Annotated in this window: 22 protein-coding genes and 1 pseudogene; 8 read left to right on the forward strand and 15 right to left on the reverse strand. The window is 68.6% G+C overall.

Going from position 1 to position 23,736, the window contains the following annotated elements; translation table 11 throughout:
- Positions 1–21 precede the first annotated feature (21 nt).
- Genes ACUDCK_RS13505 through ACUDCK_RS13515 form a run of 3 tightly spaced genes read right to left on the reverse strand, consistent with a single transcriptional unit; the run spans position 22 to position 3,420 of the window.
- Complete coding sequence (locus tag ACUDCK_RS13505; RefSeq protein ID WP_064527647.1) at positions 22–921, reverse strand: c-type cytochrome; 900 nt, start codon at positions 919–921, stop codon at positions 22–24.
- A complete protein-coding gene (locus tag ACUDCK_RS13510) occupies positions 918–2,690 on the reverse strand; it encodes a GMC family oxidoreductase (protein WP_054502862.1) in 1,773 nt (590 codons plus the stop codon). The genes ACUDCK_RS13505 and ACUDCK_RS13510 overlap by 4 nt, the downstream gene beginning before the upstream one ends.
- The gene (locus ACUDCK_RS13515; protein WP_175167846.1) at positions 2,683–3,420 is read right to left on the reverse strand and encodes a gluconate 2-dehydrogenase subunit 3 family protein; all 738 of its coding nucleotides are present in this window, start codon (positions 3,418–3,420) and stop codon (positions 2,683–2,685) included. Before ACUDCK_RS13515 ends, ACUDCK_RS13510 begins: the two co-directional genes overlap by 8 nt.
- Before the next feature lie 581 nt (positions 3,421–4,001).
- On the opposite strand from ACUDCK_RS13515, the gene ACUDCK_RS13520 reads away from it, so the two are divergent.
- Together ACUDCK_RS13520 and ACUDCK_RS13525 are read left to right on the forward strand one after the other, a co-directional pair.
- Entirely contained in the window at positions 4,002–5,567 is a 1,566-nt protein-coding gene (locus ACUDCK_RS13520) for a TerC family protein (RefSeq protein ID WP_054502543.1), read from the forward strand.
- A 176-nt stretch (positions 5,568–5,743) separates the two neighbouring features.
- Positions 5,744–5,965: pseudogene (locus ACUDCK_RS13525) on the forward strand (SphA family protein); the annotation flags it as partial.
- Between the two features lie 162 nt (positions 5,966–6,127).
- On the opposite strand, the gene ACUDCK_RS13530 reads toward ACUDCK_RS13525, so the two are convergent.
- Complete coding sequence (locus tag ACUDCK_RS13530) at positions 6,128–7,456, reverse strand: ATP-binding protein (protein ID WP_175167845.1); 1,329 nt, start codon at positions 7,454–7,456, stop codon at positions 6,128–6,130.
- A gap of 255 nt (positions 7,457–7,711) precedes the next feature.
- Here ACUDCK_RS13530 and chrA point away from each other — a divergent pair, with 255 nt between their 5' ends.
- Complete coding sequence (gene chrA, locus ACUDCK_RS13535; RefSeq protein WP_175142343.1) at positions 7,712–8,971, forward strand: chromate efflux transporter; 1,260 nt, start codon at positions 7,712–7,714, stop codon at positions 8,969–8,971.
- Positions 8,972–8,980: 9 nt separating this feature from the next.
- Here the strand turns inward: chrA and ACUDCK_RS13540 are convergent, their stop codons facing one another.
- Positions 8,981–9,775 (reverse strand): enoyl-CoA hydratase, encoded by a 795-nt coding sequence (locus tag ACUDCK_RS13540; RefSeq protein WP_175167844.1) that lies wholly within the window; start codon positions 9,773–9,775, stop codon positions 8,981–8,983.
- Between the two features lie 89 nt (positions 9,776–9,864).
- The gene (locus tag ACUDCK_RS13545) at positions 9,865–10,788 is read right to left on the reverse strand and encodes a LysR family transcriptional regulator (protein ID WP_175167843.1); all 924 of its coding nucleotides are present in this window, start codon (positions 10,786–10,788) and stop codon (positions 9,865–9,867) included.
- Positions 10,789–10,876: 88 nt separating this feature from the next.
- Here ACUDCK_RS13545 and ACUDCK_RS13550 point away from each other — a divergent pair, with 88 nt between their 5' ends.
- Positions 10,877–11,863 (forward strand): aldo/keto reductase, encoded by a 987-nt coding sequence (locus ACUDCK_RS13550; protein WP_064527638.1) that lies wholly within the window; start codon positions 10,877–10,879, stop codon positions 11,861–11,863.
- A gap of 17 nt (positions 11,864–11,880) precedes the next feature.
- Here ACUDCK_RS13550 and ACUDCK_RS13555 read toward each other — a convergent pair whose 3' ends face one another.
- Entirely contained in the window at positions 11,881–12,777 is an 897-nt protein-coding gene (locus ACUDCK_RS13555) for a LysR family transcriptional regulator (protein WP_244976930.1), read from the reverse strand.
- A gap of 82 nt (positions 12,778–12,859) precedes the next feature.
- On the opposite strand from ACUDCK_RS13555, the gene ACUDCK_RS13560 reads away from it, so the two are divergent.
- On the forward strand, positions 12,860–13,333 hold the full coding sequence (locus ACUDCK_RS13560) for a DMT family transporter (protein ID WP_054502536.1): 474 nt from the start codon (positions 12,860–12,862) through the stop codon (positions 13,331–13,333).
- A 28-nt stretch (positions 13,334–13,361) separates the two neighbouring features.
- Here the strand turns inward: ACUDCK_RS13560 and ACUDCK_RS13565 are convergent, their stop codons facing one another.
- Complete coding sequence (locus ACUDCK_RS13565) at positions 13,362–14,567, reverse strand: multidrug effflux MFS transporter (RefSeq protein WP_175167841.1); 1,206 nt, start codon at positions 14,565–14,567, stop codon at positions 13,362–13,364.
- A gap of 101 nt (positions 14,568–14,668) precedes the next feature.
- Here ACUDCK_RS13565 and ACUDCK_RS13570 point away from each other — a divergent pair, with 101 nt between their 5' ends.
- On the forward strand, positions 14,669–15,001 hold the full coding sequence (locus ACUDCK_RS13570; RefSeq protein ID WP_244976929.1) for a SelT/SelW/SelH family protein: 333 nt from the start codon (positions 14,669–14,671) through the stop codon (positions 14,999–15,001).
- Positions 15,002–15,089: 88 nt separating this feature from the next.
- Here the strand turns inward: ACUDCK_RS13570 and ACUDCK_RS13575 are convergent, their stop codons facing one another.
- The 4 genes from ACUDCK_RS13575 to ACUDCK_RS13590 all read right to left on the reverse strand — a co-directional run bounded on the left by ACUDCK_RS13575 (position 15,090) and on the right by ACUDCK_RS13590 (position 18,529).
- Entirely contained in the window at positions 15,090–16,619 is a 1,530-nt protein-coding gene (locus ACUDCK_RS13575) for a tripartite tricarboxylate transporter permease (protein ID WP_054502534.1), read from the reverse strand.
- A 3-nt stretch (positions 16,620–16,622) separates the two neighbouring features.
- A complete protein-coding gene (locus ACUDCK_RS13580) occupies positions 16,623–17,093 on the reverse strand; it encodes a tripartite tricarboxylate transporter TctB family protein (RefSeq protein WP_054502533.1) in 471 nt (156 codons plus the stop codon).
- Positions 17,094–17,389: 296 nt separating this feature from the next.
- The gene (locus ACUDCK_RS13585) at positions 17,390–17,869 is read right to left on the reverse strand and encodes a nuclear transport factor 2 family protein (RefSeq protein ID WP_054502532.1); all 480 of its coding nucleotides are present in this window, start codon (positions 17,867–17,869) and stop codon (positions 17,390–17,392) included.
- A gap of 81 nt (positions 17,870–17,950) precedes the next feature.
- Positions 17,951–18,529, reverse strand: a complete 579-nt coding sequence (locus ACUDCK_RS13590; protein WP_175167839.1) for a TetR/AcrR family transcriptional regulator — start codon at positions 18,527–18,529, stop codon at positions 17,951–17,953.
- A 483-nt stretch (positions 18,530–19,012) separates the two neighbouring features.
- Between ACUDCK_RS13590 and ACUDCK_RS13595 the strand changes: the two genes are divergently transcribed.
- The gene (locus ACUDCK_RS13595; RefSeq protein ID WP_155755625.1) at positions 19,013–19,162 is read left to right on the forward strand and encodes a hypothetical protein; all 150 of its coding nucleotides are present in this window, start codon (positions 19,013–19,015) and stop codon (positions 19,160–19,162) included.
- A 70-nt stretch (positions 19,163–19,232) separates the two neighbouring features.
- Here ACUDCK_RS13595 and ACUDCK_RS13600 read toward each other — a convergent pair whose 3' ends face one another.
- Both ACUDCK_RS13600 and soxR read right to left on the reverse strand, forming a co-directional pair.
- Positions 19,233–20,996, reverse strand: a complete 1,764-nt coding sequence (locus tag ACUDCK_RS13600) for a GGDEF domain-containing protein (RefSeq protein ID WP_081273665.1) — start codon at positions 20,994–20,996, stop codon at positions 19,233–19,235.
- Between the two features lie 103 nt (positions 20,997–21,099).
- Entirely contained in the window at positions 21,100–21,564 is a 465-nt protein-coding gene (gene soxR, locus ACUDCK_RS13605) for a redox-sensitive transcriptional activator SoxR (RefSeq protein WP_054502529.1), read from the reverse strand.
- Between the two features lie 128 nt (positions 21,565–21,692).
- Between soxR and ACUDCK_RS13610 the strand changes: the two genes are divergently transcribed.
- A complete protein-coding gene (locus tag ACUDCK_RS13610) occupies positions 21,693–22,112 on the forward strand; it encodes a DoxX family protein (RefSeq protein ID WP_175167838.1) in 420 nt (139 codons plus the stop codon).
- A 24-nt stretch (positions 22,113–22,136) separates the two neighbouring features.
- Here the strand turns inward: ACUDCK_RS13610 and ACUDCK_RS13615 are convergent, their stop codons facing one another.
- Complete coding sequence (locus ACUDCK_RS13615; RefSeq protein WP_116793478.1) at positions 22,137–23,690, reverse strand: sensor domain-containing diguanylate cyclase; 1,554 nt, start codon at positions 23,688–23,690, stop codon at positions 22,137–22,139.
- Between the last annotated feature and the right edge of the window lie 46 nt (positions 23,691–23,736).

The raw sequence follows: 23,736 nt of genomic DNA on the forward strand, positions 1-23,736 counted from the left end.
CCCTCCGAGACCGTGGCCGGATCAGCGCGTGCCCGCGTAGTACTGGCCCAGCGCCTCGATCTCGCTGTCGGTCAGCCGCTGCGCGAAGGCGCGCATCACGCCGACATCGTCGTTCTGCCGCGAACCGTTGCGAAAGGCGTTGATCTGGTCCGCGAAGTACTCCTTGGACTGGCCCGCCAAGCGCGGGAGCAACGGCCCTTCGCCGATGCCGCGCAGGCCGTGGCAATTGGCGCAGGCGGGCAAGGCGCGGCTGCCGTCGCCGGCCTGGTCGAGCTTGCGCGCCGCCTCGCCGCCGGCTTCGCCCACGTGCAGCGGCGGTCCCGCCAGGCTACCGTAATAGGCTGCCAACTGACCGATTTCCTGCTCGCTCAGGGCTTGCGCGATGGTGTTCATCAGCGGCTGCTTGCGCGTGCCCTGGCGGAAGTCCGCCAACTGCTTGGCGATGTACTCGGGTGTCAGGCCGGCGAGGTTGGGGAAGATGCCGCCGGTGGGCGTGATGCCGGCCTGGCCGTGGCAGGCGACACAGGCCTGCACGCCTGCCGCCGGCTTGCCCGCGGCGGCGAGCTGCTTGCCCTGTTCGGGGTCGGCGCCGCGAAGGTAGCCCTCCCAGGCCGGACGCGATGCGCTGAAGTCCAGCGCGCTGCGCCCGGGCACGGGCGCGGCTGGCGAGGCCGCCGAGGGGGCGGGCGCAGCGGAGGACGCCGGCGCTGCCGTGGCCGGTGTGGCCGAGGCCGGCGGCGCGCCCGACGCCGCAGGCGCCGCGGGTTGAGCCGGCGCGGGCGGGGCCTGCACCGCGGAGGCGCGGATCGGGCCGTCGCCGCCGGTGCCGAACATCTGGTGCAGGGTGGCGACCAGTGTGACGGCGGGCACGCCCACCATCAGCGCCACCGCGATGAAGATGCCGTTGCGATGTTCGATCATGATGACACCAACCGTCCCGGCGAACGCAGGTAGTCCGCCTTGATTTTCTCGACGATCCAATAGGCAGTGGCGCCCACCGTGCCCGTGGGGTTGTAGCCCGAGTTCTGGGGAAACAGCGCCGCGCCCGTAACGAAGACATTGGGCACGTCCCAGGACTGGCCGTAGCGGTTGACCACGCTGGTGGCGGGATCGCTGCCCATGGCCGCGCCGCCGGTCAGGTGGGTCGACTGGTACACGGTGGCCGAGAACGGCCGCTTGCGCGGCCCCGGCTCGGTCTGCGTCACGCCTTTCATGGCGCGGCCGATCTCGTCGCCGCGTTCGGTCAGGAACGCCGACATGCGGATGTCGTTGTCGGGGAAGTCGTAGGTCACGCGCAGCAGCGGCAGGCCCCAGGCGTCCTTGTAGGTAGGATCCAGGCTGAGGTAGCCGCCGCGCCACGGTTGGGCCGAGCCGGTAATGGTGATGTTGGCGGCGTGGTTGTAGTAGCGCTTGACAGCCTTCTTCCATTCGGCGCCCCAGCCCGGCGTGCCCTTTGGCGTGGGATGAAAGCCGATCGGCGCGCCGCTGACCACCTGGATTTGCAGGTAGCCGCCGCCGACGAAGCCGTGCGGGCCGTGATCGAAGTTGTCGGCGCTGAAGTCGTCCATGGTGACCGCCACGGCGCCGGCGCCCATGAACGGATTGATGTTCACGGACTCGTCGAAGAACAGGTTCACGCCGGACGTCGTCTGGTGCGTGTAGTTGCGGCCCACCACGCCCTTGTCGGTCACGGGGTCGTAGGGCTGGCCGATGCCGGACAGCAGCAGCAGGCGCACATTGTTGATGCCGAAGGCGCACAGCACCACGATCTCGGCCGGCTGGAAGATCTCGGCGCCGGCCGCGTCCACGTAGGTCACCCCGCGCGCGCGCTTCTTGTCCGGCGTCAGCTCGACCCGCAGCACATGCGCGCCGGTGCGGATCTCGAAGGTCGGCAACTTCATCGCCACCGGCAGGATACAGACCTGCGGCGAGGCCTTGGCGAAGTGCTCGCAGCCGAAGTTGGAACAGAAGCCGCAATACACACAGGCGCTCATGTGCAGGCCTTCGCTGTTCACATAGGGCCGGGTGCAGAGCGCGGACGGTTGCACGTAGGGGTGATAACCGAGCTTGCGCGCGGCCTCGCCGAACAGCGCCGGCGCATACGGCACCTTCATCGGCGGGTTGGGGTAGGGCCGCGAGCGCCACGGCTCGAACGGGTTGCCGCCTTCCTGCTTCTGGCCCTTGATGTTGCCAGCCTGGCCGGAGGCGCCGATCAGGTAGTCGAAGCGGTCGAAGTAGGGCTCCAGTTCGTCGTAGGTCAGCGGCCAGTCCTGGCAGGTCAGCTCGGGATCGAAGATTTTGGCGCCGTAGCGCTCGGTGTAGTGGCTGCGCAGGCGGAAGTCGGTCGGATCGAAACGGTAGTACGCGCCCGACCAGTGGTTGCCGGCGCCGCCCAGGTGGGTGCCGGGGTAGGCGAACTGCCAGCGGCGCATCGGCAACGCCTTCTGGTCGGTGTTGTTGCGGAAGGTGAAGGTTTCGGTGGCCGCGTTCTGGTGCAGCTCGTGGCGCCGGGTGTACTTGAGTTCGTCGTGGACGTAGGGGCCCTGGAAATCGGGCGAGGGCCAGCGCGCCTCGCCGCGTTCCAGCACCACCACGCGCTGGCCGGCCGCGGCCAGTTCCTTGCCGATGATGGCGCCGGTCCAGCCGCCGCCGACGATCGCCACATCCACCGCGGGGAGCGTCTTAGCCATGGCCATCTCCCGGTTTCATGGCGTGGGCGCGCGCATTGGCGATGGATACGGGCCGGCCGGCCCAGATCACGCCGTGGCGCTCGATGTCGTTGGAAAACGAGGCGTAGGCGCCGGGAAAGCCGACCAGCTTCCAGCCCACCATGTCGATATTGCCGCCATACAGCGGGTCGGAGAAGAATCCCTCGATGGTGGCGTCCAGCAGGGCCTGGAAGAACACGGCCGACGGCAATGGCGAAAAATCCGGCTTGCCGGCCTGCATGTCGTGCAGCCAGGCGTCCTGGCGCTGGGCGTCCAGTTCGGCGTAGGGCTTGCCATCCTGTTTGCGGGTGGCGGCGTCCAGCGCCGCCAGGCCGCGCCGGAACATCTCGGCGGGCGTGAACGACAACTGGTAGCCCTGCTCGGGCGTGCCGGCCTCGAACGGGCCCTGGCGGTAGAACTGCTCGCCCGCGCCCCAGGCGCCCGCCAACTGGCCGTCGACGAACTGGGTCACGCCGGCTTCCTTGGCGCCGGGGCCGAGCTCGTCGGCCGGGATCAGGCGCGCGGCGATGGCGTCCATCGCCAGCGCTTCCTGGGCGTTGAAGAACTTGAGCGTGCGGTTGGGAGGAGCTGCGGCAGGGGCCGGCATGGCCTCGGGCGCGGCGGCGGCATGGGGCGCCCAGACGGCGCCGGGCACGCCCACGGCCAGGGCCTTGAGCAGCCCGCGCCGTGCGGAAACAGGTTGGTCTTTCATTCATCGCTCCAGCGGCGGAGCCTGCGTCCGGCGAGGCTGGCCCCCGGCGCGCGGTCCGCGAGGCGACAACCTTCGGAGCGTTCGGCTCCCGAGTGAAAGGGATCCCGCGACAGCTTATATGTATGAGCATCGAGTTTGTCACTGATTCGATGACGGCGACACCCTTCCGATGCGGGGCGTCCCGGATTTTTCTCTCGCTTACATTTCAGCTAATATTCAGGTTCCTGAAAGAATGAGAGCACGGCGGAACACGCGGCCTGCGCTTGCCCGGCAAGCGAGGACGGTTTCGCCATCTATGACCGACGACCCGCCTCCTAGTATGGCGCCGCTCACGTGGCGGCGCCCGGTTTCCCCTCCCTGCCGACTTCCGGCGTCGGGCCCCGCACGGCCGGCTCCGCGCGATCTCGCCGCAGCGCCCACGCCCCGCATAGGCGGCCGCGCGCCGCCGGCCTGTCCGACACCGTCCGCGCCTTGCGCACGCGCGGCCCAGCTCCATTCTCTCCGAGTTCGCCCCTCGCCATGGCCCCGGCGTTGCCGGACCCGCGCGCTCGCCCGCTTCTGAGTCTTCTTGTGGAACGTTGATGATCTTTGACTGGATGTCCGACCCGACCGCCTGGCTTGGCCTGGCGACGCTGGTCATTCTTGAAATCGTGCTGGGTATCGATAACCTGGTGTTCATTGCCATCCTGGCCGACAAGCTGCCGCCGGCGCAGCGCAACCGCGCCCGCATGATCGGCCTGACGCTGGCCATGCTGATGCGTCTGGGCCTGTTGGCCAGCATCGCCTGGGTGGTGACCCTGACCGCGCCGCTGTTCACCGTGCTGGGCGCCGAGATCTCGGGGCGCGACCTGATCCTGATCCTGGGCGGCCTGTTCCTGCTTTTCAAGGGCACGATGGAGCTGCACGAGCGCGTCGAGGGCGGCAGCGGCCATGACAGCGGCCAGAAGGTGCAGCATGCGGTGTTCTGGCAGGTGATCCTGCAGATCGTGGTGCTGGACGCGGTGTTCTCGCTGGACTCGGTGATCACGGCGGTCGGCATGGTGCAGGACCTGAGCATCATGATGATCGCGGTGGTGGTGGCCATGGCCGTGATGATGCTGGCCAGCCGCCCGCTGATGGGCTTCGTGGCGCGTCACCCCACCGTGGTGATCCTGTGCCTGGGCCTGCTGTTGATGATCGGCTTCAGCCTGGTGGCCGAAGGCCTGGGCTTCCACGTGCCGAAGGGCTACCTGTACGCCGCGATCGGCTTCTCGATCCTGATCGAGCTGTGCAACCAGCTTGCGCGCCGCAACCGGGCCAAGGGCGCGCATGCCCTGGGCCGCCGCCAGCGCACCGCGCAGGCCGTGCTGCGGCTGTTGCGCGCCGGCCGCGGCGGCCAGGCGCCGCAACCGGCCGACGATGTGGTGGCGCTGGTGGACAGCGTCGGCGAGGAACCGGCGTTCGCGCCGGAGGAAAGCTCCATGATCGAACGGGTGCTGGCCATTGGCGCGCATGATGTGCGCGCGATCATGGTGGCGCGCGGCGACATGGTCTGGCTGGATGTGGCCGACACGCCCGACGCGATCGTGCGCAAGTTCGCCTCGGGCCACTCGCGCCTGCCGCTGTGCGCCGGCGATCCGGCCAACGTGCTGGGCGTGCTGCACTTCAAGGACCTGCTGCCGCTGCTGCAGAACCCGGGTCCGATCGACCTGGTCGAGCTGGCGCGCGAGCCGCGCTACGTGATGGAAACCACGCCGGTGCTGAAGGTGCTGGAAGAACTGCGCGCCTCGCGCGACCACATGCTGATCGTGGTCGACGAGCACGGCGTGTGCGAAGGGCTGGTGACGCCGATGGACGTGCTGACCGCGGTGGCCGGCGAGCTGCCGGAAAATAGCGAGGCGCCGCCCGAAGCGCTGCAATTGTCGGATGGTTCCTGGCTGCTGGACGGGCGCCTGGCGCTGGCCGAAGCGGCGCGGGTGCTGGAGGCGGCGGAGCTGGCCGAGGGCGCCGACGACGCGACGCTGGCGGGCCGGCTGCTGCGTGCGGAAGGGCGGATTCCGGAAACCGGCGACGTGATCGCGTGGCGCGACTGGCGCTTCGAGATCACGCGCCGCGATGGACTGCGCATCGACCAGATCCATGCGCGCAGGGCCGCCGCGCCAGCCTGACGACGCGCCGCGGTATTTTCAATATGGGCGGGAATCCCCGAAAGGGGCATTCCCGCTTTGTTATCTGCGTTTCTTATTTGCGCCCCGCGCGCCCTGCGATTTGTTTCGATCGCGCCGTCCGGTAAAACCGATCGCACTATTGGTTAATTCATTACTACACGCCAAAACGGTTGCCCGGCACGCAACAGCAGCTCGGCAGCGACAGCGGTCCCACCGCCGACCGGCTGAATGGCTTCCGGGGCCGCGACTGGGCGCTAGGTCCGGTCCTCACCTATGACCGCAAGCTGGCCGACAAGCGCTCGCTGTCGCTCGGGTTGCGCTGGGTGCCGACCCTCAGCAGCACCAACCGCCTGGATAGCAGCAGCACCTTCATGGCATCGGCCACGCTGGTGTTCTGAAACGCGCCAACGCGCCGTGGTCCGGCGTCCGGCCAGGTCGCCGGACCGAGTCGTCGGGAGAGCCGTCTATGCGGAGTGTCTCGCGTGTGTTGGGATTGTGGCTGGTCTGCGGCGCCGCCGCAGCGCAGAAGTTCACCGATCCGGAGGACGGCGCGTTCGACATCAGCAACTACCTGCTGAATCCGCCGCGACGGGCGTGGACATCCAGCGCAATATGAAGCGCGCGCCGCCCAACGGGCTTTCGCGCACTTCGATGGTGCCTTTGTGGCTGGCTGCCACGCGCTTGACGATGGCCAGGCCCAGGCCGGCGCCGCCGGTGCCGCGGTCGCGGCTTTCGTCGAGCCGGATGAAGGGTTCGAAAATGCGCTCGCGATCGACAGGCGCGACGCCCGGGCCGTCGTCATCGACGATCAATTCGTAGCCGCCCGTCGGGCAGCTCGTCAGCGAGATTTCGATGCGCGCGCTGGCGTAGCGCACGGCGTTCTGGACCAGGTTGAGCAGCGCCCGGCTCATGTAGCGCGGATGCAACTGCACATGCGCCGGCAGGCCGTCGCGCACGTGGCAATGCACGCCGCGCGCGTCGGCCTGGTGCGCCACCTGCGCCAGCGCTTCGCCGAGCCAGTCGCGCACGTCCACGGTTTCCTGCTTGACGACGTCGTCGGCGGGACGTTCCAGCCGCGCGTACACCAGCAGTTCGTCGACCATGGTTTCGAGCTCGCGGATATCGGTGCGCATGTCGTGCAGGATCTGTTCGCGCCGCGCCTGGAATTTCTCCTGGCCCAGCATGTCGACCTCGAACGACAGCCGAGCCAGCGGCGTGCGCAATTCATGCGAGACGGCGTTGGTCAGGCTGCGCTGATTCTCCACCAGCGCCGAAATGCGCTCGGCCATTTGATTGAAGCTCTCGCCGACATGGCGGATGCCGGAGAAATGCGACAGGCGCGCGCGTACGCCCAGGTCGCCCTGGCCCATGCGCAGGGTGGCGTTGCGCAGCGAATCCAGGTCGCGCCACACCGGCAGCGCCCACAGGAGCAGCAGCACGGCCGCCAGCACCATGCTCAGCGCCAGCCACGCGCCCCATGTGATCCACTTTTCCAGCGTGGGTTCGCCGGGCAGGCGCATCTCCAGCCATTGCCGCGGTTCGCCGGGCAGGGGAGCGAGATAGGTGTTGTATTCGTCGCGCATGATGAAGCCGCGCGTGGCCAGATCCTGCTTTTCCTGTTCGGTCGCTTCGATCCGTTCCGGTGTCACCAGCTTCAATTCCAGGCCATAGTGCGGGCGCAGGGAATCGCGGATGAAGGCGGCGCGTGATTCGGGCTCGATCGGATCGAGTTCTTTATGCAGCGCGTACATCTGGCCGCGCACGGCCTCGTACGACAGATCGGCGCTGATCGATTCGAGCAGATAACCCAGGCTGCGGTTGACCAATTGCGAGGCGGCAATGTAGGCGATGGCGGCGACCACGAAAATACGGATCGTGAACTTGAGCATTCTGGAATTCCTGTGGGCGCGGGCGCCGCACATTTGCCGCTCGACGCGTCTGGCCACCGCGGTGGGCCGGCGTATTCTACAGAGCGGATATCGGGCTATCCAACGGATTTTGTATGGAAATTGTGAAGCTTGATGCAGTACTCTGGCGGAACCGTGCCGCGCGAACGATTGAAACTGCCGCGCCGCCCGGCTATAAGCTTGAATCACGCCGCCGCGCGACCGGCCGGCGCCAACCGTTCCAGAGTGTCGAGCCCGATGCCGCCGCAACCCCCTTCCCACGATGAACGCGTCGCCAGTAAAGCGGTGGCCAGCGAGGCCGAGACGGCTGGAGGCGGAACCTGTGCGGAGGTCTTTTTCGCTTTTCTGCGGCTCGGCCTGACCGCCTTTGGCGGCCCGGTGGCGCACCTGGCCTATTTCCGCGAGGAATTCGTCGATCGCCGCCGTTGGCTCGACGATTATGCGTTTTCCGATCTGGTGGCGTTGTGCCAGTTTTTGCCGGGCCCGGCCAGCAGTCAGGTCGGCATGGCGCTGGGCCTGAAACGGGCCGGGTGGACGGGCATGCTGGCGGCCTGGCTTGCGTTCACGCTGCCGTCCGCGCTGGCAATGATCCTGCTGGGCCTGGGGCTGGCGCGTTTCGGCGGCCTGGCCAGCCTGCCGCTGGTGCATGGCCTGAAGGTGGCGGCCGTGGCGGTGATCGCGCAGGCGGTGTGGGGCATGGGCCGCTCGCTCTGTCCAGACGCGCCGCGCGCCGGGTTGGCCATCGTCGCCGCGTTGATCGCCGTCGCGCTACCGACCACCCTGGGGCAGATCGGCGCCATCGTGCTGGGCGCGGCGGCCGGCGCCGTGTTGCTGCAGGTGCCGCCTCGGCCGCTTCTGGCGAACCGGGCCCAGAGCGTGTCGCGCAGCGCCGGTTATCTCTGCCTGTCGCTGTTCACGCTGTTGCTGGCGGGGTTGTCGCTATGGGCGTCACTGTCGGACGCGCCGCTGGCGACGCAATTGGCCGGGTTCTATCGCGCGGGCGCGCTGGTGTTCGGCGGCGGGCACGTGGTGCTGCCGTTGCTGGAGACGGCCGCGGTTGGCGGCGGCATGGTGTCCAGCGCGGATTTCCTGGCGGGCTATGGCGTGGCGCAGGCGCTGCCGGGGCCGCTGTTCACGTTCGCCGCTTTCCTGGGCGCGGTCTCGTCCGGTCCATTGCCGGGCTGGGCCGGCGGCCTGGCCATGCTGGTGGCAGTGTTCCTGCCCGGCGCGCTGCTGGTGGCCGCCGCCTTGCCTTTCTGGGAAGGCCTGCGGCGCCGACCCGGCGTGCGCAACATGGTCGCGGGCGTCAACGCGGCCGTGGTGGGCATCCTGCTGGCGGCGCTGTACGACCCGGTCTGGACCGGCGCGATCCTCACCAAGGCGGATTTCGCGCTGGCGCTTGGCCTGTTCGGCCTGCTGGTGTATGCGCGCTGGTCGCCGCTGTGGGTGGTGCTGGCCGCCGCGGCGGGCGGCTGGGCGCTGGGCTGGCTGGCGTAGCGCCGCCGGTCACGGGCGCCAGCGCGGCGCGCGCTTTTGCAGGAAGGCGTCGATGCCTTCAGCCGCGTCCTCTTCCATCATGTTGCGCGCCATGACTTCGGCGGCGTATTCGTAGGCCTCGGCCTGCGCCATCTGGCGCTGTGCGTAGAACATGCGCTTGCCGTGGCGGATCGCGGCGGGGCTCTTGGACGCGATCACGTCGGCCAGCGCCTGGACCCGCGCATCCAGCTCCACGTCCGGCGCGACGTCGTTCAGCAGGCCCCAGTCGCACGCCTGCGCGGCGTCGATGAAGCGCGCGGTCACCAGCATTTCGAAGGCACGCTTGGTCGACACGTTGCGGCTCAGCGCCACCGCCGGCGTGGAACAGAACAGGCCGGCATTGATGCCGGAGACGGCGAAGCGCGCGCTGTCGGCGGCCACGGCCAGGTCGCAGCTCGCCACCAATTGGCAGCCCGCCGCGGTTGCCACCCCGCGGACCTTGGCGATGACCGGCACCGGCAGGGCCTGCAGGCCCTGCATGACGCCGCCGCACTTGCGGAACAGCGCCAGGTAGTAATCGAACGCGGGCTGGCTGCGCATTTCGCGCAGGTCGTGGCCGGCGCAAAACGCGCGGCCGGCCGATTCCAGGATCACGCAGCGCAGGCCGGGTTCACGGGCGAGCGCGTCGATGCGCGCGCGCAGCGCGTCCAGCAAGCCTTCGGATAACGCATTGAATTGCGCGGGCCGGTTCAACCGCAGCGTGGCGATGCCATCGCGCATCGTGTGCAACAGCAAGGGGTCCTGGGGCAGGGCATCGGCGGGCATGGCGTCTCCGAAAGGGGGGCTGGCCTCCACGATAGCAGGCTGGCGCCGCCTGCGGACCGGCGCGACCCATGCGGGGCGATTGGCGGGGCCTAGCCGTCGATCGCGCCGGGCAGCCCGTTGGCGCCGCGGATCGCTTCGATCAGGCGGCTCAGCGCGGGCGCCAGTTGCCGCCGGCTGGGGTAGTACATGACCAGCGGCGCGCCCGCTGGCGACCACTCGTCCAGCACGCGCCGCAGGCGTCCGGCGCGCAGGTGCGGCTCCGCGCAGCGCTCCAGGCAATAGGCCAGGCCGATGCCGTCCAGCGCGGCGTCCAGCGCCATGTCGGTTTCGTTCACGATCAGCGCGCCGGGCACGTCGATGGCGTGCGCGCGCGGCGGCTGCCCGAGTTCCCAGCGGTACATGGTCTGGTCGCCGAGCCGCAGCCGGATGCAGGCGTGGCGCAACAGGTCCTCGGGCGTCCTGGGCGTGCCGTGGCGGCCGAGATAGGCGGGCGCGCCCACCACCACCCAGCGCAATGGCGGGGTCAGCGGCGTGCAGACCATGTCTTGCGGCACCGTGTCGCCGAAGCGAATGCCGGCGTCGAAGCCGGCCTTGACGATGTCGACCATGTTGTTGTCGACCACGACCTCGATCTTCACGCCGGGATAGTCGTCGAGGTAGCGAGCCAGCACCGGGCTGAGGAGCAGCCGCGAGGCATCGCGCGGCACGTTGATGCGCAGGCCTCCCAGCGGGCCGCTGCGGTAGCGGTCCAGCTCCGACAGGGCGGCGCCGATCTCGCCGAAGCTCTGGTCCAGTTGCGCCGCCAAGCGGCTGCCGGCTTCGGTGGGCGCGACCGAGCGGGTGGTGCGGTTGAGCAGCTTGACGCCCAGGCGATCTTCCAGGTTGCGTAGCGCGTGGCTCAGGGCCGAGGTCGATACGCCCAGTTCGATGGCCGCCAGGCGGAAACTGCCGCGCCGGCAGATGGCCGCAAAGGCGCTGAGATCGGCCAGGTCGTGGCGGCTGTAGGACGGCATGAACAGCGGGGCGAAGATGAATAAATCGTTGAATCCGATTCAATAATACCTGACCTACACTCATCAACCCTTTTGTGTAGGAGAAGTCATGCTGGTCGAGACCATGCGTATTGAAGGCATCCCCACGCCTGTGTCGAGAATCGGCCTGGGCACGTGGGCGATCGGTGGCTGGATGTGGGGCGGCGCCGATGACCCGGCCTCGATCGCCACCCTGCGCGGCGCGGTCGAGCGCGGCATCAACCTGATCGACACCGCGCCGGTGTATGGCTTCGGCCATTCCGAGGAAATGGTGGGGCAGGCCCTGGCGGGCATGCGCGACCGGGCGGTCATCGCCACCAAGGGCGGCCTGGAATGGGCCGGCGAGGGCGTGCGGCGCAACTCCAGCCCGCAGCGGCTGCGGCGCGAGGTGGAGGATTCGCTGCGCCGCCTGCGCACCGACCGCATCGACCTGTATCAGATCCATTGGCCCGATCCGCTGGTGCCGATCGAGGACACGGCGCGCACGCTGGAAGCGCTGCAGCGCGAAGGCAAGATCCTGGCGGTGGGGGTGAGCAATTATTCGCCCGAGCAGATGGATGCGTTCCGCGCGGTGCTGCCGCTGGCGTCGGTGCAGCCGCCCTACAACCTGTTCGAGCGCGCCATCGAGCGCGACGTGCTGCCCTATGCGCGCGAGCACGGGCTGGCCGTGCTGGCCTATGGCGCCTTGTGCCGCGGCCTGCTGTCGGGTCGCATGACGGTGGACACCACCTTCGGCGCCGACGACCTGCGGGCGGCGGATCCGAAGTTCCGCCGGCCGCGTTTCGACCAGTACGTGCGCGCCACCAAGGAACTGGAGGCCATGGCGCGGATCCGCTACGACAAGCCGGTGCTGGCCCTGGCGATCCGCTGGGTGCTGGACAGCGGCCCAACCATCGCCCTGTGGGGCGCGCGCCGTCCCGAACAACTGGACGGCGTGGACCAGGCCTGCGGCTGGCACCTGAGCGACGCCGACATGGCCGACATCGACGAACTGCTGGAAAAGAACGTCCTCGATCCGGTCGGCCCCGAGTTCATGGCGCCGCGCGCGCGGGAATAGGCGGCGCCCGCCGCGCCTCAGCCGGCCACCTGACCGAGCAGCGCGCGCAGCCAGCCCAGGCCGGCGTCCGCGTCGGCGCGCTGGTGCCAGATCATCTCGAACGCCAGCGGCGCAATCGCGAATGGCGCCGGCCCCACGGCCAGGCCGGCCGGCGCCGGCGTCACCGAGCGCCGCGCCACCGTCAGCACCAGGTCGGTGCCGGCCAGCACGGCGGACGCCGCCGTCCAATGCGGCAGCCGCAGCGCCACGCGGCGCGACTGGCCGAGGCGGGCCAGCGCCGCGTCCACTTCCGCCGCGCGCTGGTCCTGGCTTGCGGCCGCCAGCACGTGCGGTCGCGCCAGGTAATCCTCCAATGTCGACGGCAGGCCGGCGGCGGCGTCGACGACGCAGACGAAGCGCTCTTCGAACAGCACCTCGCGCTGAATGTCGGCGGGGGTCTCGCCGAATACGGCCAGCGCCAGGTCAAGCTGGCCGTCGGCCACGCCCGCGATCATGCCGCTACGGCTGGCATAACTGATCTCCAGGTCGATACCCGGCGCGTCGCGCCGCAGGCGCCGCATCAGCGGCGGCAGCAGCACGCTCGCGCCATAGTCGGACATCGCCAGGCGAAACGCGCGCCGGCTCGCCGCCGGCTCGAACACCGCGCCCGCCAACAGCCGACGCACCTGCGCCAGCACATCGCGCAGCGGCGCTTCGAGCGCCAGGGCGTGCGGCGTGGGCCGCAGGCCGCCACGGGTGCGATGGAACAGCGGGTCGCCCAGCAGCGTCCGCAGGCGGGCCAGCGCGTGGCTCATGGCGGGCTGGCTCATCGGCAGACGGGCGGCCGCGCGGGTCAGGTTGCGCTCGTGCAGCAACGCGTCCAGCACCACCAGCAGATTCAGGTCGATGGCCCGTAAATTATTCACTGGCTGCATATTGAATAGACAAATATCGAATTGGATTCAACGGTTGACGAATAAGAGAATAAAGCCAATCCCTCTTGAATCGGAGCAAACCTTGAATACCACGACCTTCTACGCCGTTCCCGCCGCCATCCTGGCGGGCGCGCTGGTGCCTATCCAGGCCGGCGCCAATGCCGCCCTGGGCCGTCACCTGGGGCATCCGCTGTGGGCCACCATGGTCTCGCTGGCCATCAGCGCCATCGCCGCGATGGCGGTGATGGCGGTTCTGCGCGTGCCGGCGCCGAGCTTTGCCGAGATCGGCCGGCTGCCGTGGTGGGGCTGGACCGGCGGGCTGGCCGGCGTGTTCTACATCACGGCGGCGCTGATGCTGGCGCCGCGCCTGGGCGCGGGCGCCTTCCTGGCGGCGGTGATCGCCGGCCAGATGCTGGCGGCGCTGCTGCTGGACCGCTATGCGTTGGTGGGCTTCGTCGGCAGCGCGCTCAATCCCGGCCGGCTGGCGGGCGCGGCCCTGATCGCCGCCGGCGCGCTGTTGATGCACCTGTCGAACGCGCCGCGCGCGGCGGCGTGAGCCACGCCGGACGGCGTGGGCCGGGCGCTCAGTGCGAAGACGCGGCGACGCGGCGGGCCATCACGCCCGACAGGCACAGCAGCGGCCCCACGATCACTACGCCGATCAGGCCCATCGCCGCTTGCGGGGCCACACCCTGGTCCAGCAGGGCGGTGGCGATGACAGCCGAGCCGCTCATCTGGAACAGCCCATAGACCGCGGCGGCGGTGCCGGCGCGATCGGCGAAGGGTTCCAGCGCCAGGCTCAGCGCCGAACCCAGCGCCAGCGAAAAGCCGACGGTGAGCACCGCCACCGGCAGCATGAAGATCCAAGCGGCCGCGGGCGCCCAGCGCCAGGCGGCCAGGTGCAGCAGCGCGGCCGCCAGCAGCGCCATCATGCCGACCCGCAGCATGGCATAGCGGCCGCAGCGCGCAATGAACACCGGCGCCAGGAAGAACGCCGCGATGTTGATGGCGGCGTTGCCGCCAAACCAGGCGGAAAACCCCAGCTCCGAATAGCCGAGCTGCTGCACCAGCACCACCGGCGCGGCCGACACGAACACCAGGATCATGGCCATGCCGGCCATGCCGAAAATGGCGAAGTAAAGGAAGCGGCCGCTGGCCGCAATGGGCGCGTAGCGGCGCAGGCTGTACAGGGGCGTGCCGCGCGCCGGCGCGGCCGCGCGGGTTTCGGTGAAACGCCACGCCAGCAACGCGGCCAGCGCCAGTGCGAACAGCACCATGAAGACGAAGGTGCTGCGCCAGCCGGCATGCACCGCCAGCGCGCCGCCCAGCATCGGCGCCAGCGCCGGCACCGTGCACAATGCGCCGTTCAGATAGCTGTAGACACGCGCCCCGACCGCCGGGCTGAAGCGGTCTCGCACCGCCGCGAATGCCACCAGCGAAGCCGAGCAGGCGCCCAGGCCCTGGATCACGCGCGCGGCGTAGAACAGTTCCAGGGAGGTCGCGGCCGCGCCCAGCGCCGACCCCAGCAGGTAGGCCAGCGCGCCGCCGAGCGCCACCGGCCGGCGGCCATGGCGGTCGGCCAGCGGGCCGATGAGGATCTGGCCGACGCCGACCGAGAAGATGAAGAGGGTGATGCTGGCCTGCAGCGCGCTGATCGATTGGCCGAAGCCGACGGCCATGGCGGGCAGGGAGGGCAGGTAGATGTCGATGCCCATCGGCGTGAGGGTGACCAGACCCATCAACAGGCCGATCAGCCAGCGTTGGCTGCGGGCGGGTAATACAGACTTCATTGGCGGACTCGGGGCGCACCGCGCGCGCGGGAAAACCTGACATTATCCACGACTGGCGATCCGCGCCGCCCGCCCCTGGCTGGCGTAGAATGATCCGCGCCATGCAGACCGCCACCCAGCCCGACGCTCATCGTCCCCGCATCGTCATCCTCTACTGCACCCAGTGCCAATGGCTGCTGCGCGCCGGCTGGATGGCGCAGGAGCTGCTGTCCACCTTTTCCACCGACCTGGGCGAAGTGGTGCTGCAGCCCGGCACCGGCGGCATCTTCCAGATCACCTACGATGGCGAACTGGTTTGGGACCGCAAGCGCGACGGCGGTTTTCCGGAAGCCAAGGTGCTCAAGCAGCGGGTGCGCGACCGGCTCGATCCGGGCCGGCCGCTGGGCCATATCGATGGCCAGGTCGTGGGGCCGGCGGCGCCGCCCGAGGCCTAGCGGGCCGTTGTCCGCCCGCGCGACGAGTCTTTCGCGCCAGGAAAAACAGCCGCCCGAGGGCGGCTGTGGGTCACACCGTCGAGGCCGGTCAGGCCGCCGTGCGCGCTTGTTCCAGTGCGGCTTGCGCCTTGTGCTTCTGCCTCACGGCCGACACCAGCAGCAACGCGATCAGCATCACGCAGGCCAGCACGAAGCCCAGGCTGATCGGGCGCGTCACGAAGATCGACAGGTCGCCGCGCGACAGCAGCAGGGCGCGGCGGAAATTCTCTTCCACCATCGGCCCGAGCACGAAGCCCAGCAGCAGCGGCGCCGGTTCGAAGCGCAGTCGGATCAGCGCATAGCCCGCCGCCCCGAACAAGGTCACCATGCCCACATCGAACAGGTTGTTGTTGGTGCTATAGACGCCGACGCAGACGAAGAACAGCGCCGCCGGGAACAGATAGCGGAACGGCACGGTCAACAGGCGCACCCACATGCCGATCAGCGGCAGGTTCAGCAGCAACAGCAGCACGTTGCCAACCCAGAAACTGGCGATCAGCCCCCAGAACATGTCGGCGTGCTCGACCATCATCTGCGGACCCGGCTGGATGCCGTGAATGATCAGCGCGCCCAGCATCAGCGCCATCACCGGGTCGCCCGGAATGCCCAGGCTCATGGTGGGGATGAAGCTGGTCTGGGTCGAGGCGCTGGTGGCGGCCTCGGGGCCGGCGATGCCCTCGATGGCGCCGCGACCGAAGCGGCGCGGCTCGCGCGCCACCTTCTTTTCCACCGCGTACGAGATGAACGAGGCGATGGTCGGGCCGGTGCCCGGCAGGATGCCGAAGGCCGCGCCGATGGCGGTGCCGCGCACCAGGGCGCCGCGCGACTGCTTGATGTCGCCGGCTTCGGGCCGCATCGACTTCATGCTGACCTTGGTGCTGGTGACCTTGGTGTCGCCGCCGATCTGGTTGATGTTCTTGAGGAAGTCGGCCACGCCGAACAGGCCCATCGCCAGCGCCACGATCTGCAGGCCGTCGCTCAGTTCGAGGATGCCGAAGTGAAAGCGCATGGTGCCGGTGTTGACGTCGGTGCCGATCACGCCCAGCAGCAGGCCGACCACCACCATCGCCACGCCCTTGATCGCCGAGCCCTTGGCCAGCGTGGCCCCGGCCAGCAGGCCCAGCATCATCATCGAGAAATACTCGGCCGGGCCGAACTTGAAGGCCACGTCGACCAGCAGCGGCGAGAACAGGATCATCGCCAGGATGCCGACGGACGCGCCGCAGAACGACGAGAACATCAGCATGAACAGCGCCGAGCCGGCCTTGCCGTTGCGCGCCAGCGGATTGCCGTCCAGGCAGGCCACGGCGTGCGAGGCGGTGCCCGGCAGGTTCAGCATGATCGAGGTGATGCCGCCGCCGTACTGCGAGCCGTAGTAGATGCCCGACAGCATCACCAGTGCGGCGGTCGGGGTCATGGTGTAGGTCAGCGGCAACAGGATCGAGATGGCGGCCAGCACGCCCATGCCCGGCAGCACGCCGATCAGGTTGCCCATGAACACGCCGAACACGGCCCACAGCAGGTTGTCGAGCGCGAACGCGACCGAAAAGCCATGCATCAGGTTATTGAGGATTTCCATCGATCAGCCCCAGCGGAACAGCGGAAACTGCAACTGCAGCGCCCACGAGAAAACGGCCACGCCGAGAATGGTCACCCCCACGGCCAGCAGCGCGGCGCTGCGCGGCGTGTGCTGGCGATCGCCCATGGCCGAGATGAAGACCAGCGCGAAGGTGGCGGGCACGAGGCCGCCATACTTGCCCAGCAGGATGAAGGTCAGGAGACCGCCGATGATGCACCCCCAGCCGCGCCACTCGGGCGGCGGGACCTCTTCGGCGTCCTCTTCCGTAATCATTGGCGAGTAGGCCATGCGCGCGATGATCAGGCCCAGCAGGACCAGCAGCACGCCGAGAATGGCGGGAAACAGGCCGGGGCCCATGCGGGCCAGGCTGCCCAGGGTGTACGTGGATGCCTGCGCGATGGCGCCCAGGCCGAGCACGATCATCGTGCCCGCGGCCCACGCCTCGCGCTTGATGACGCTGCGTCTTGATTGCATTGGATTCATTCCTCCCTTTGTTGTGGTTTTCATTCGGACTGACTTCGGCCTGAATGAAAGCTGACATTCCAATGAATGCGGGAGTCTAAGAATCCAAACTTCCGAATACCTTTCAGGAAATGGAAAAAAATTCCACGCAAGGCGGAGCGCGTGGAAAAAACACGGGAAATCCCTAGGGGCCGTTAACGCTGATCGTCGAGCCCGGGACCGCGAGGCCCGCTTGTCGCCGCCGCGAGGCAGGGCGTCCACGACGCCCTGCGGGCAAGGGGCTCGCCGCCGAGCGTCGCACCGTGGGTTCAGAGGCCGAGTTCGGACAGCCCCGGGTGATCGTCGGGACGCCGGCCCAGGGGCCAGTGGAACTTGCGGTCGGCTTCCCGGATCGGCAGGTCGTTGATGCAGGCGTAGCGGTGCGTCATCAGGCCGTCCTCGCCGAACTCCCAGTTTTCGTTGCCGTACGAACGGAACCAGTTGCCGGAATCGTCGTGCCATTCATAGGCGTAGCGCACGGCGATGCGGTTGCCGTCGTGGGCCCACAGTTCCTTGATGAGTCGGTAGTCCAGTTCCTTGGCCCATTTGCGGGCCAGGAAGGCGCGCGCTTGCTCGCGGCTGTTGACGAACTCGGCGCGGTTGCGCCAGCGCGTATCCTGGCTGTAGGCGAGCGCGACCTTGTCGGGGTCGCGGCTGTTCCAGCCATCTTCGGCCAGGCGCACCTTTTGCGCCGCGCTGTCGCGGGTGAAGGGAGGAAGAGGGGGGCGGGTAGTGGGGGTCGATGTCATCGCGCTGGCCTCGCAGGCGGGTGGAAAAAACGGGAATGCCACGAGCATGGCCGGGCGCAAGGGGCGGGCAGAGTCATGGCCTCAGTCCCCGGGCCCCAGCAGCGCGGCGGCGGCGCGGCGCGCGCTGTCGGCGATGGCCGGATCGCGCGAGACCAGCGCCACCGCAATGGCGCCGTCGATCAACACTAGCAATTGCGCGGCGGCCTCGTCGGGCTCGGGCAGATCGGCATCGCGGACCCGCGCGCGGATGTGGTCGAGCAGCCGCGCCTTGTGTTCGCGTGCCACCGCCAGCACCGGACTGGCTTCATCGCCGATTTCGCCGGCGGCATTGAGGAACGCGCAGCCGCGAAAGTCCTCGCTGGCGAACCATTCACGCAAGGCGTCGAACATGGACAGCAACCGCGCCCTGGGGGTGGCCGCCCGCGACGTGGCGTCGACGAACCAGCGCATCCAGCGTTCGTCGCGCGCCCGCAGGGCCGCGGCCACCAGCGCATCCTTGTTCGGGTAGTACTGATACACGCGCTTGCGCGCCACGCCGGAGGTCCTGACGATGAGATCCATGCCGGTGGCGTGGATGCCCCCGGCGTAGACCAGCCGTTCGGTGGCCTGGAGCAGGCGCAGGCGCGCGTCGTCGGGCGGGAGGTTGGGCGTGTCGGACATGGCTGAGAATGATCGTTCTATATGCGATGGAGGCAATAGTAGAACGATCATTCTCTTCGGTCAAGCGAGTCGGTCAGGCGGTGAGCGCGCCCCCTACGCACGGGCTCGGTTCACTTGCTGTGCCGTTCCTGTCCGGGCGTCGGGGCAGGGGGCGCCGCACCATTCAGATACATAAGCCAATCTCAAGATGCTTGCTTTATCTGTTAATTAATACTAAAATACTTAGATCGTCACACAAAAAGCCGGCAATTGTTCCGGATGCCGCCAAGCCAATGCCGCGCGCAGGCCTTGGCCTTCCCCCAAGGCGGGGTCCATCGAAGCGTCTTGCTTCGCCGCCGGCTTTGCCGACGACCCCAGGGCCATGCCCTGGCGCCCGTTCCTGATGCCTGCCTTGCATCGCCGCCAGGGCATCCCGGGCGCGCTGGATATCCGAGTCGTTCCCTGCGCAGGGCAGGCCGACATCGCACACAGGAGAGTACGCACATGTCCCAACTGATCGCCAAGAAACCGCGCTTCGAAGTTCCGCCGCTGAACTGGAAGGCGCCAGGTTCGCGCCCGGACCCCGAAACCTCCACCCGCCCGGAAACTTCCGAGGCCGCCCAGGACAAGAACGCGACCCGCGTTCCTGACTGACCCCTCCAAGGCAACAACGCCGCGTCGACTCCGACGCGGCTTTTTTTTGGCGGCGCAAAGGCGCCCGCCGTCAGTCGGTGTTTTCCGGCGCCACCCGGTTCTTGCCATCCACCTTGGCCCGATAGAGCAGTTCGTCGGCGCGGCGGAACAAGCTGTCCGCCGTCTCGACGCCGGGGCCGCGCGCCAGCGCCACGCCGAAGCTGGCGGTCAGCCCGAACACCGCGCCGTTTTCCGCCGCCACCCTGGCCCGCGCGATGCGCTGCCGCATGCGTTCGGCCATCTCCACCGCCTCGGCGGCCTTGTGGGCCCGGCACAGCACGGCGAATTCCTCGCCGCCCACCCGCGCGACCACATCCGCCTGCCGCCAGGTCTGCCGGCACAGGTCGGCCACCGTTTTCAGGGCTTGGTCGCCGCTGGCGTGGCCGTAGGTGTCGTTGATGCCCTTGAAGTCGTCGATGTCGAACAGGATGAAGGCCAATGCCGTGCCGGCGTCGCGCCATTGCGACAGGGCCTGATCGAGGCGGCTCTCGAAGGCGCGGCGGTTGAGCAGGCCGGTCAGGAAGTCGGTCTCCGCCATCACCGCCAGGTCGACGATCAGGCGGTCGCGCTCCAGTTCGGCGCGCTTGCGCGCGGCGGCGTTGTCCTTGAGCACGCTCAGCGCCTCGAACATGCCGTCGACCTCGCCGCGGTACTTGCCCACGGGGATCGCGGCGACGGGCGTGCCGTTGGCGATGGCGCCGATGATGCGGGTGGCCTGCACGAACGGCCGTATCACGCGCCGGCGAAACTGCCGCAGCGACAGCATCAGCGCGGCCGCCAGCGCGGTGGCGGCGACCAGTGTGATGGCCAGCAAGCGGATCGCGTCGCGCCGATGCTCGCGCATGCTCGCCTCCATCAGGTCCAGCATCAGGTCGCGGAACTGGCTGATGGCGTGCATCAGCGGCACGTAGGTCGCGGCCAGCTCGCGCGCGCTGATGGTGGCGCCGCCGGGTTGCAGCGCCGCCATGTCGCGCACTTCCGCCAGATAGCGCATGCCTTCGCCGAAATAGAAATGCCGCAGGTCGCCGTAGGCCAGCGACTCGCGCAGGTCCGGCCGCGTCGCCAGCCGCATCTCCAGCAGGTCGTGCAATTGGTCGATGCGTCCCAGCACCCGTTCAATGCGGTATTCGTCGGACTCGGTCAGTTGGCGGTGCTTGGCAAGCGCCGGCGTGAAGGTCGAGCCCAGCAGGCCCGCCTGTTCGTGCAGCTCGCTCGCCAGCAACGCCAGGGTCAGCAGATTGGGCGCGTCGGCTCCGTTCCGCATCACCACGCCGGCGCTCTCGGCCATTGCCGCCTGCAGCTCGGGCACCAGCGCCACCATGCCGTTCACCGCCGCCAGCACGCGCTGGCCCGAGATGTCGGCGCGCGGCGTGGCGATCAGGGCGTCGGCGTCTGCGCGGGCCTTGATCAGGGCGTAGCGGATGCGCTGGATGTTGGTGAACTCCCGCGCGCTGTTCGGACTGAGCGGGGCGCGGTACAGCGCCAGCAGTTCGGCGATGCGGGTGTCGCTGCGTTCGCGGGCCGCCTGCAGCCCATCCAGCAGGGATGCCCCGACCGGGTAGTCGGCGCCCAGGGCGGCATTCATGGGACCACGCTCGGCGGACACCGTTTCCATCGCCGCGATGGTGGTGCGGACGATGGCGAAAGCGCGCAGCGCTTCGCCGGTGGCGAGATAGGCGGCGCGGCTCTGGAGCAGCAGGATTCCCGTCAGGACCGACATTGGCAGCAGCACGCCCGCCGCCAATATCAGGAAATAGCGTTCCAGTGATTTGATCGAGAATCTACTGCGCAACATACGGATGGGCCGGCCTGATGCGATGTGGCTGTGCGCGCAGGATACTGTAATTGCGCGGCTGCCAGGCCATCGCCGCGCGCCGCATGACGTCTCGCCGGGCGGCTCAGGGCCGTTCCAGGATGCGTGGGCCCGGCCCGTCGCGGCCGAGCACGTCGTCCGGGTTGCGCAGCGGACAGTCCTTGAGCGACAGGCAGCCGCAGCCGATGCAACTGTCCAGTTCGTCGCGCAGCCGGGTCAGCTTGCGGATGCGTTCATCCAGGTTCGCGCGCCATTGCGACGACAGGGCCTTCCATTGCGCCGGACTGAGACGGTTGCCGTCCTGCGGGAAGCGCGACATGGCCTCGCGGATTTCCTCCAGCGGAATGCCTGTGCGTTGCGCCACCTTGATGATGGCGATGTAGCGCAGCACGATGCCGGGAAAGCGGCGCTGGTTGCCGTCGCTGCGCGAACTCTGGATCAATCCCTTGGTTTCGTAGAAGTGGATCGTCGAGACCGGCACCCCGCTGCGCCGGGCGACTTCGCCCACCGTCATGAGCCGCGTGATGTCGATCGGCTTGTCGCCCGCCATGGAAGTTGACCTCAAGTTAAGTTGAGGTCTTATAGTCCGCCGCGCTGGATTTGGCAACCCGCCGGATCCGGCTTGCCGCCGCGCCCGCCGGGCGGGCGGGACAACGCCGACCATCAGGAGCAGCACCCATGCAGACGCCGCAATACCTCGAATCCGTGCTTCAGAGCTCCTGGCTCTGGTTCATCGCGCGGCTGTGCCTGGCGGTGGTTTTCATCGCCTCGGGCGCGGCCAAGCTGATCGATTTCCAGGGCGGGGTGGCGGAAATGCGGGGCGCGGGGCTGGAACCGGCCCGCCTGTTCAACATCGCGGTGGCGGCGCTGATGCTGGCCGGTTCGATCCTGATCCTGGCGGACCGTGCTGTCTGGCTGGCCGCCGCCGCGCTGGCGGTGTTCCTGGCGCTGACGATCTTCATCGTTCACGCCTTCTGGCGCCTGCCCGAACCGCAGGCCAGGCTGGCGTTGTTCTTCGCGCTGGAGCACGTGTCGGTAATCGGCGGCCTGTTTGCGGCCGCCATCGCCAGCCACTACCGGGCGTTGGCGATGGCTTAGGGGGGCTTGCGGCGGCCCCGGGCCCTAGGGAGTGCCGTGCAGCACCACGCGGTTGCGGCCCTGCTGCTTGGCCGCATAGAGGGCGGCGTCGGCGGCGTGGAACACCTGGACCACGTCCGGCCCGCTGGTCGGCCATTGCGCCACGCCCGCCGACATCGTGATCCCGCCCACCTGTGGGAAGTCGCGCTCCGCGGTGCGTTGGCGCAGCCGCTCGGCCACGATCACTGCTTCCGTCGGCGCCACCCCCGGCAGCAGGATCAGGAATTCCTCGCCGCCGTTGCGGCACAGGATGTCGCCGGGGCGCGAGCAGTCGCGCATCAACTGCGCCACGTCCTGGATCACCTTGTCGCCCGCGGTATGGCCGTAGGTGTCATTGACCCGCTTGAAATGGTCGATGTCCAGCGCCAGCACCGAGAACGGCGTGCCCGAAGCCTGCAGGTGATCCACCGCGTCCTGCGTGCCGCGCCGGTTGCGCAGGCCGGTCAGCGGGTCGGTGATGCTGGCCAGGTTCAGCTTGCCGATCTTTTCCTGCAGGGTGGTGAAGCTCCAGATCACCGCGCGCTTGAGGCGCTCGGCCTCGAAATACCAGGCGCGCACCGACTTGACCCGTTGCATCGCCACCGCGACGTCATGATGTTCGACGTTGGTGGCCAGTTGCGACAGCGGCAGCGAGATCTGCCGCGCACACCACCAGATCGCCAGCAGGAACACCAACGCCAGCGGCGCGGCGTAGCCCAGCAGCGCCCACAGCAGCTCGCGGATCGGTTCCAGTGTCACGGCGGTGGGGCGCTGGGCCACCACGCCCCAACCGCTGGCGGGCACCGGCGCGTAGCCGGCCAGCATGTCCACGCCGCGTGAATTGACCACCCGGCGCGCGCCGGCCTGGCCCTCGATGACGGCTTCGATCACCGGATTGCCGTTCACCACTTCGCCGACCCGGCTGGCATCGGTGTGATAGATCAGCCGCCCGTCGCCATCCACCACATAGAGATAGGAGCCGTCTTTGTAGTGGTGCAGGCCCAGCAGGTCGTTGAGCGCGCTTTCCCTGCGCAGGTGCAGGGTGCCGGCGATGTAGCCCAGGAAGCGGCCGTCGGCGGCCAGCACCGGATAGGACAGGTTGATCAGCAGGTTGCCGGCGATCGAGACATAGGGTTTGGTGATGACCGGATGACGGCTTTGCAGCGCGACCCGGCTGCCCGGACTGTCGATCCGGGTGCCGACAAAGCTGCGGAAATCCTGGGTGGTGGCCAGCAGCACGCCGTCGGCGCCCACCACGCCCACCGAATTGAACGTGTCGCTCTGCTCCTGTACCCGGCGAACCTCGGCCGCCAGCATGTCCGGGGCGCCCATGTGCGCCGCGATCTGGCGCGCGCTGTAGCCCAGTTGGCGTTCGGCCGCCTTGAGAAAACCGCCGGCGCTCTGCGCCAGCTTGGCGGCGTAGACGCGGTTTGCTTCCAGGGTGGTGGTGATGAGTTGCTCGCGCTGCAGCCGGTAACTGGCGTACAAGGCGTTGGCGGTAGCGGCGATGGCGCTGAATATCGTAAGCGCGAGCACCAGGCCGCGTAGATTGATTCGCATGGGGAGCACAGCAGGCATGGGTCTCGTTATGGGCGCGGCGCTGCGC

It is taken from the genome of Achromobacter sp. CF-sbj1-Ac2-l, assembly GCF_052698165.1.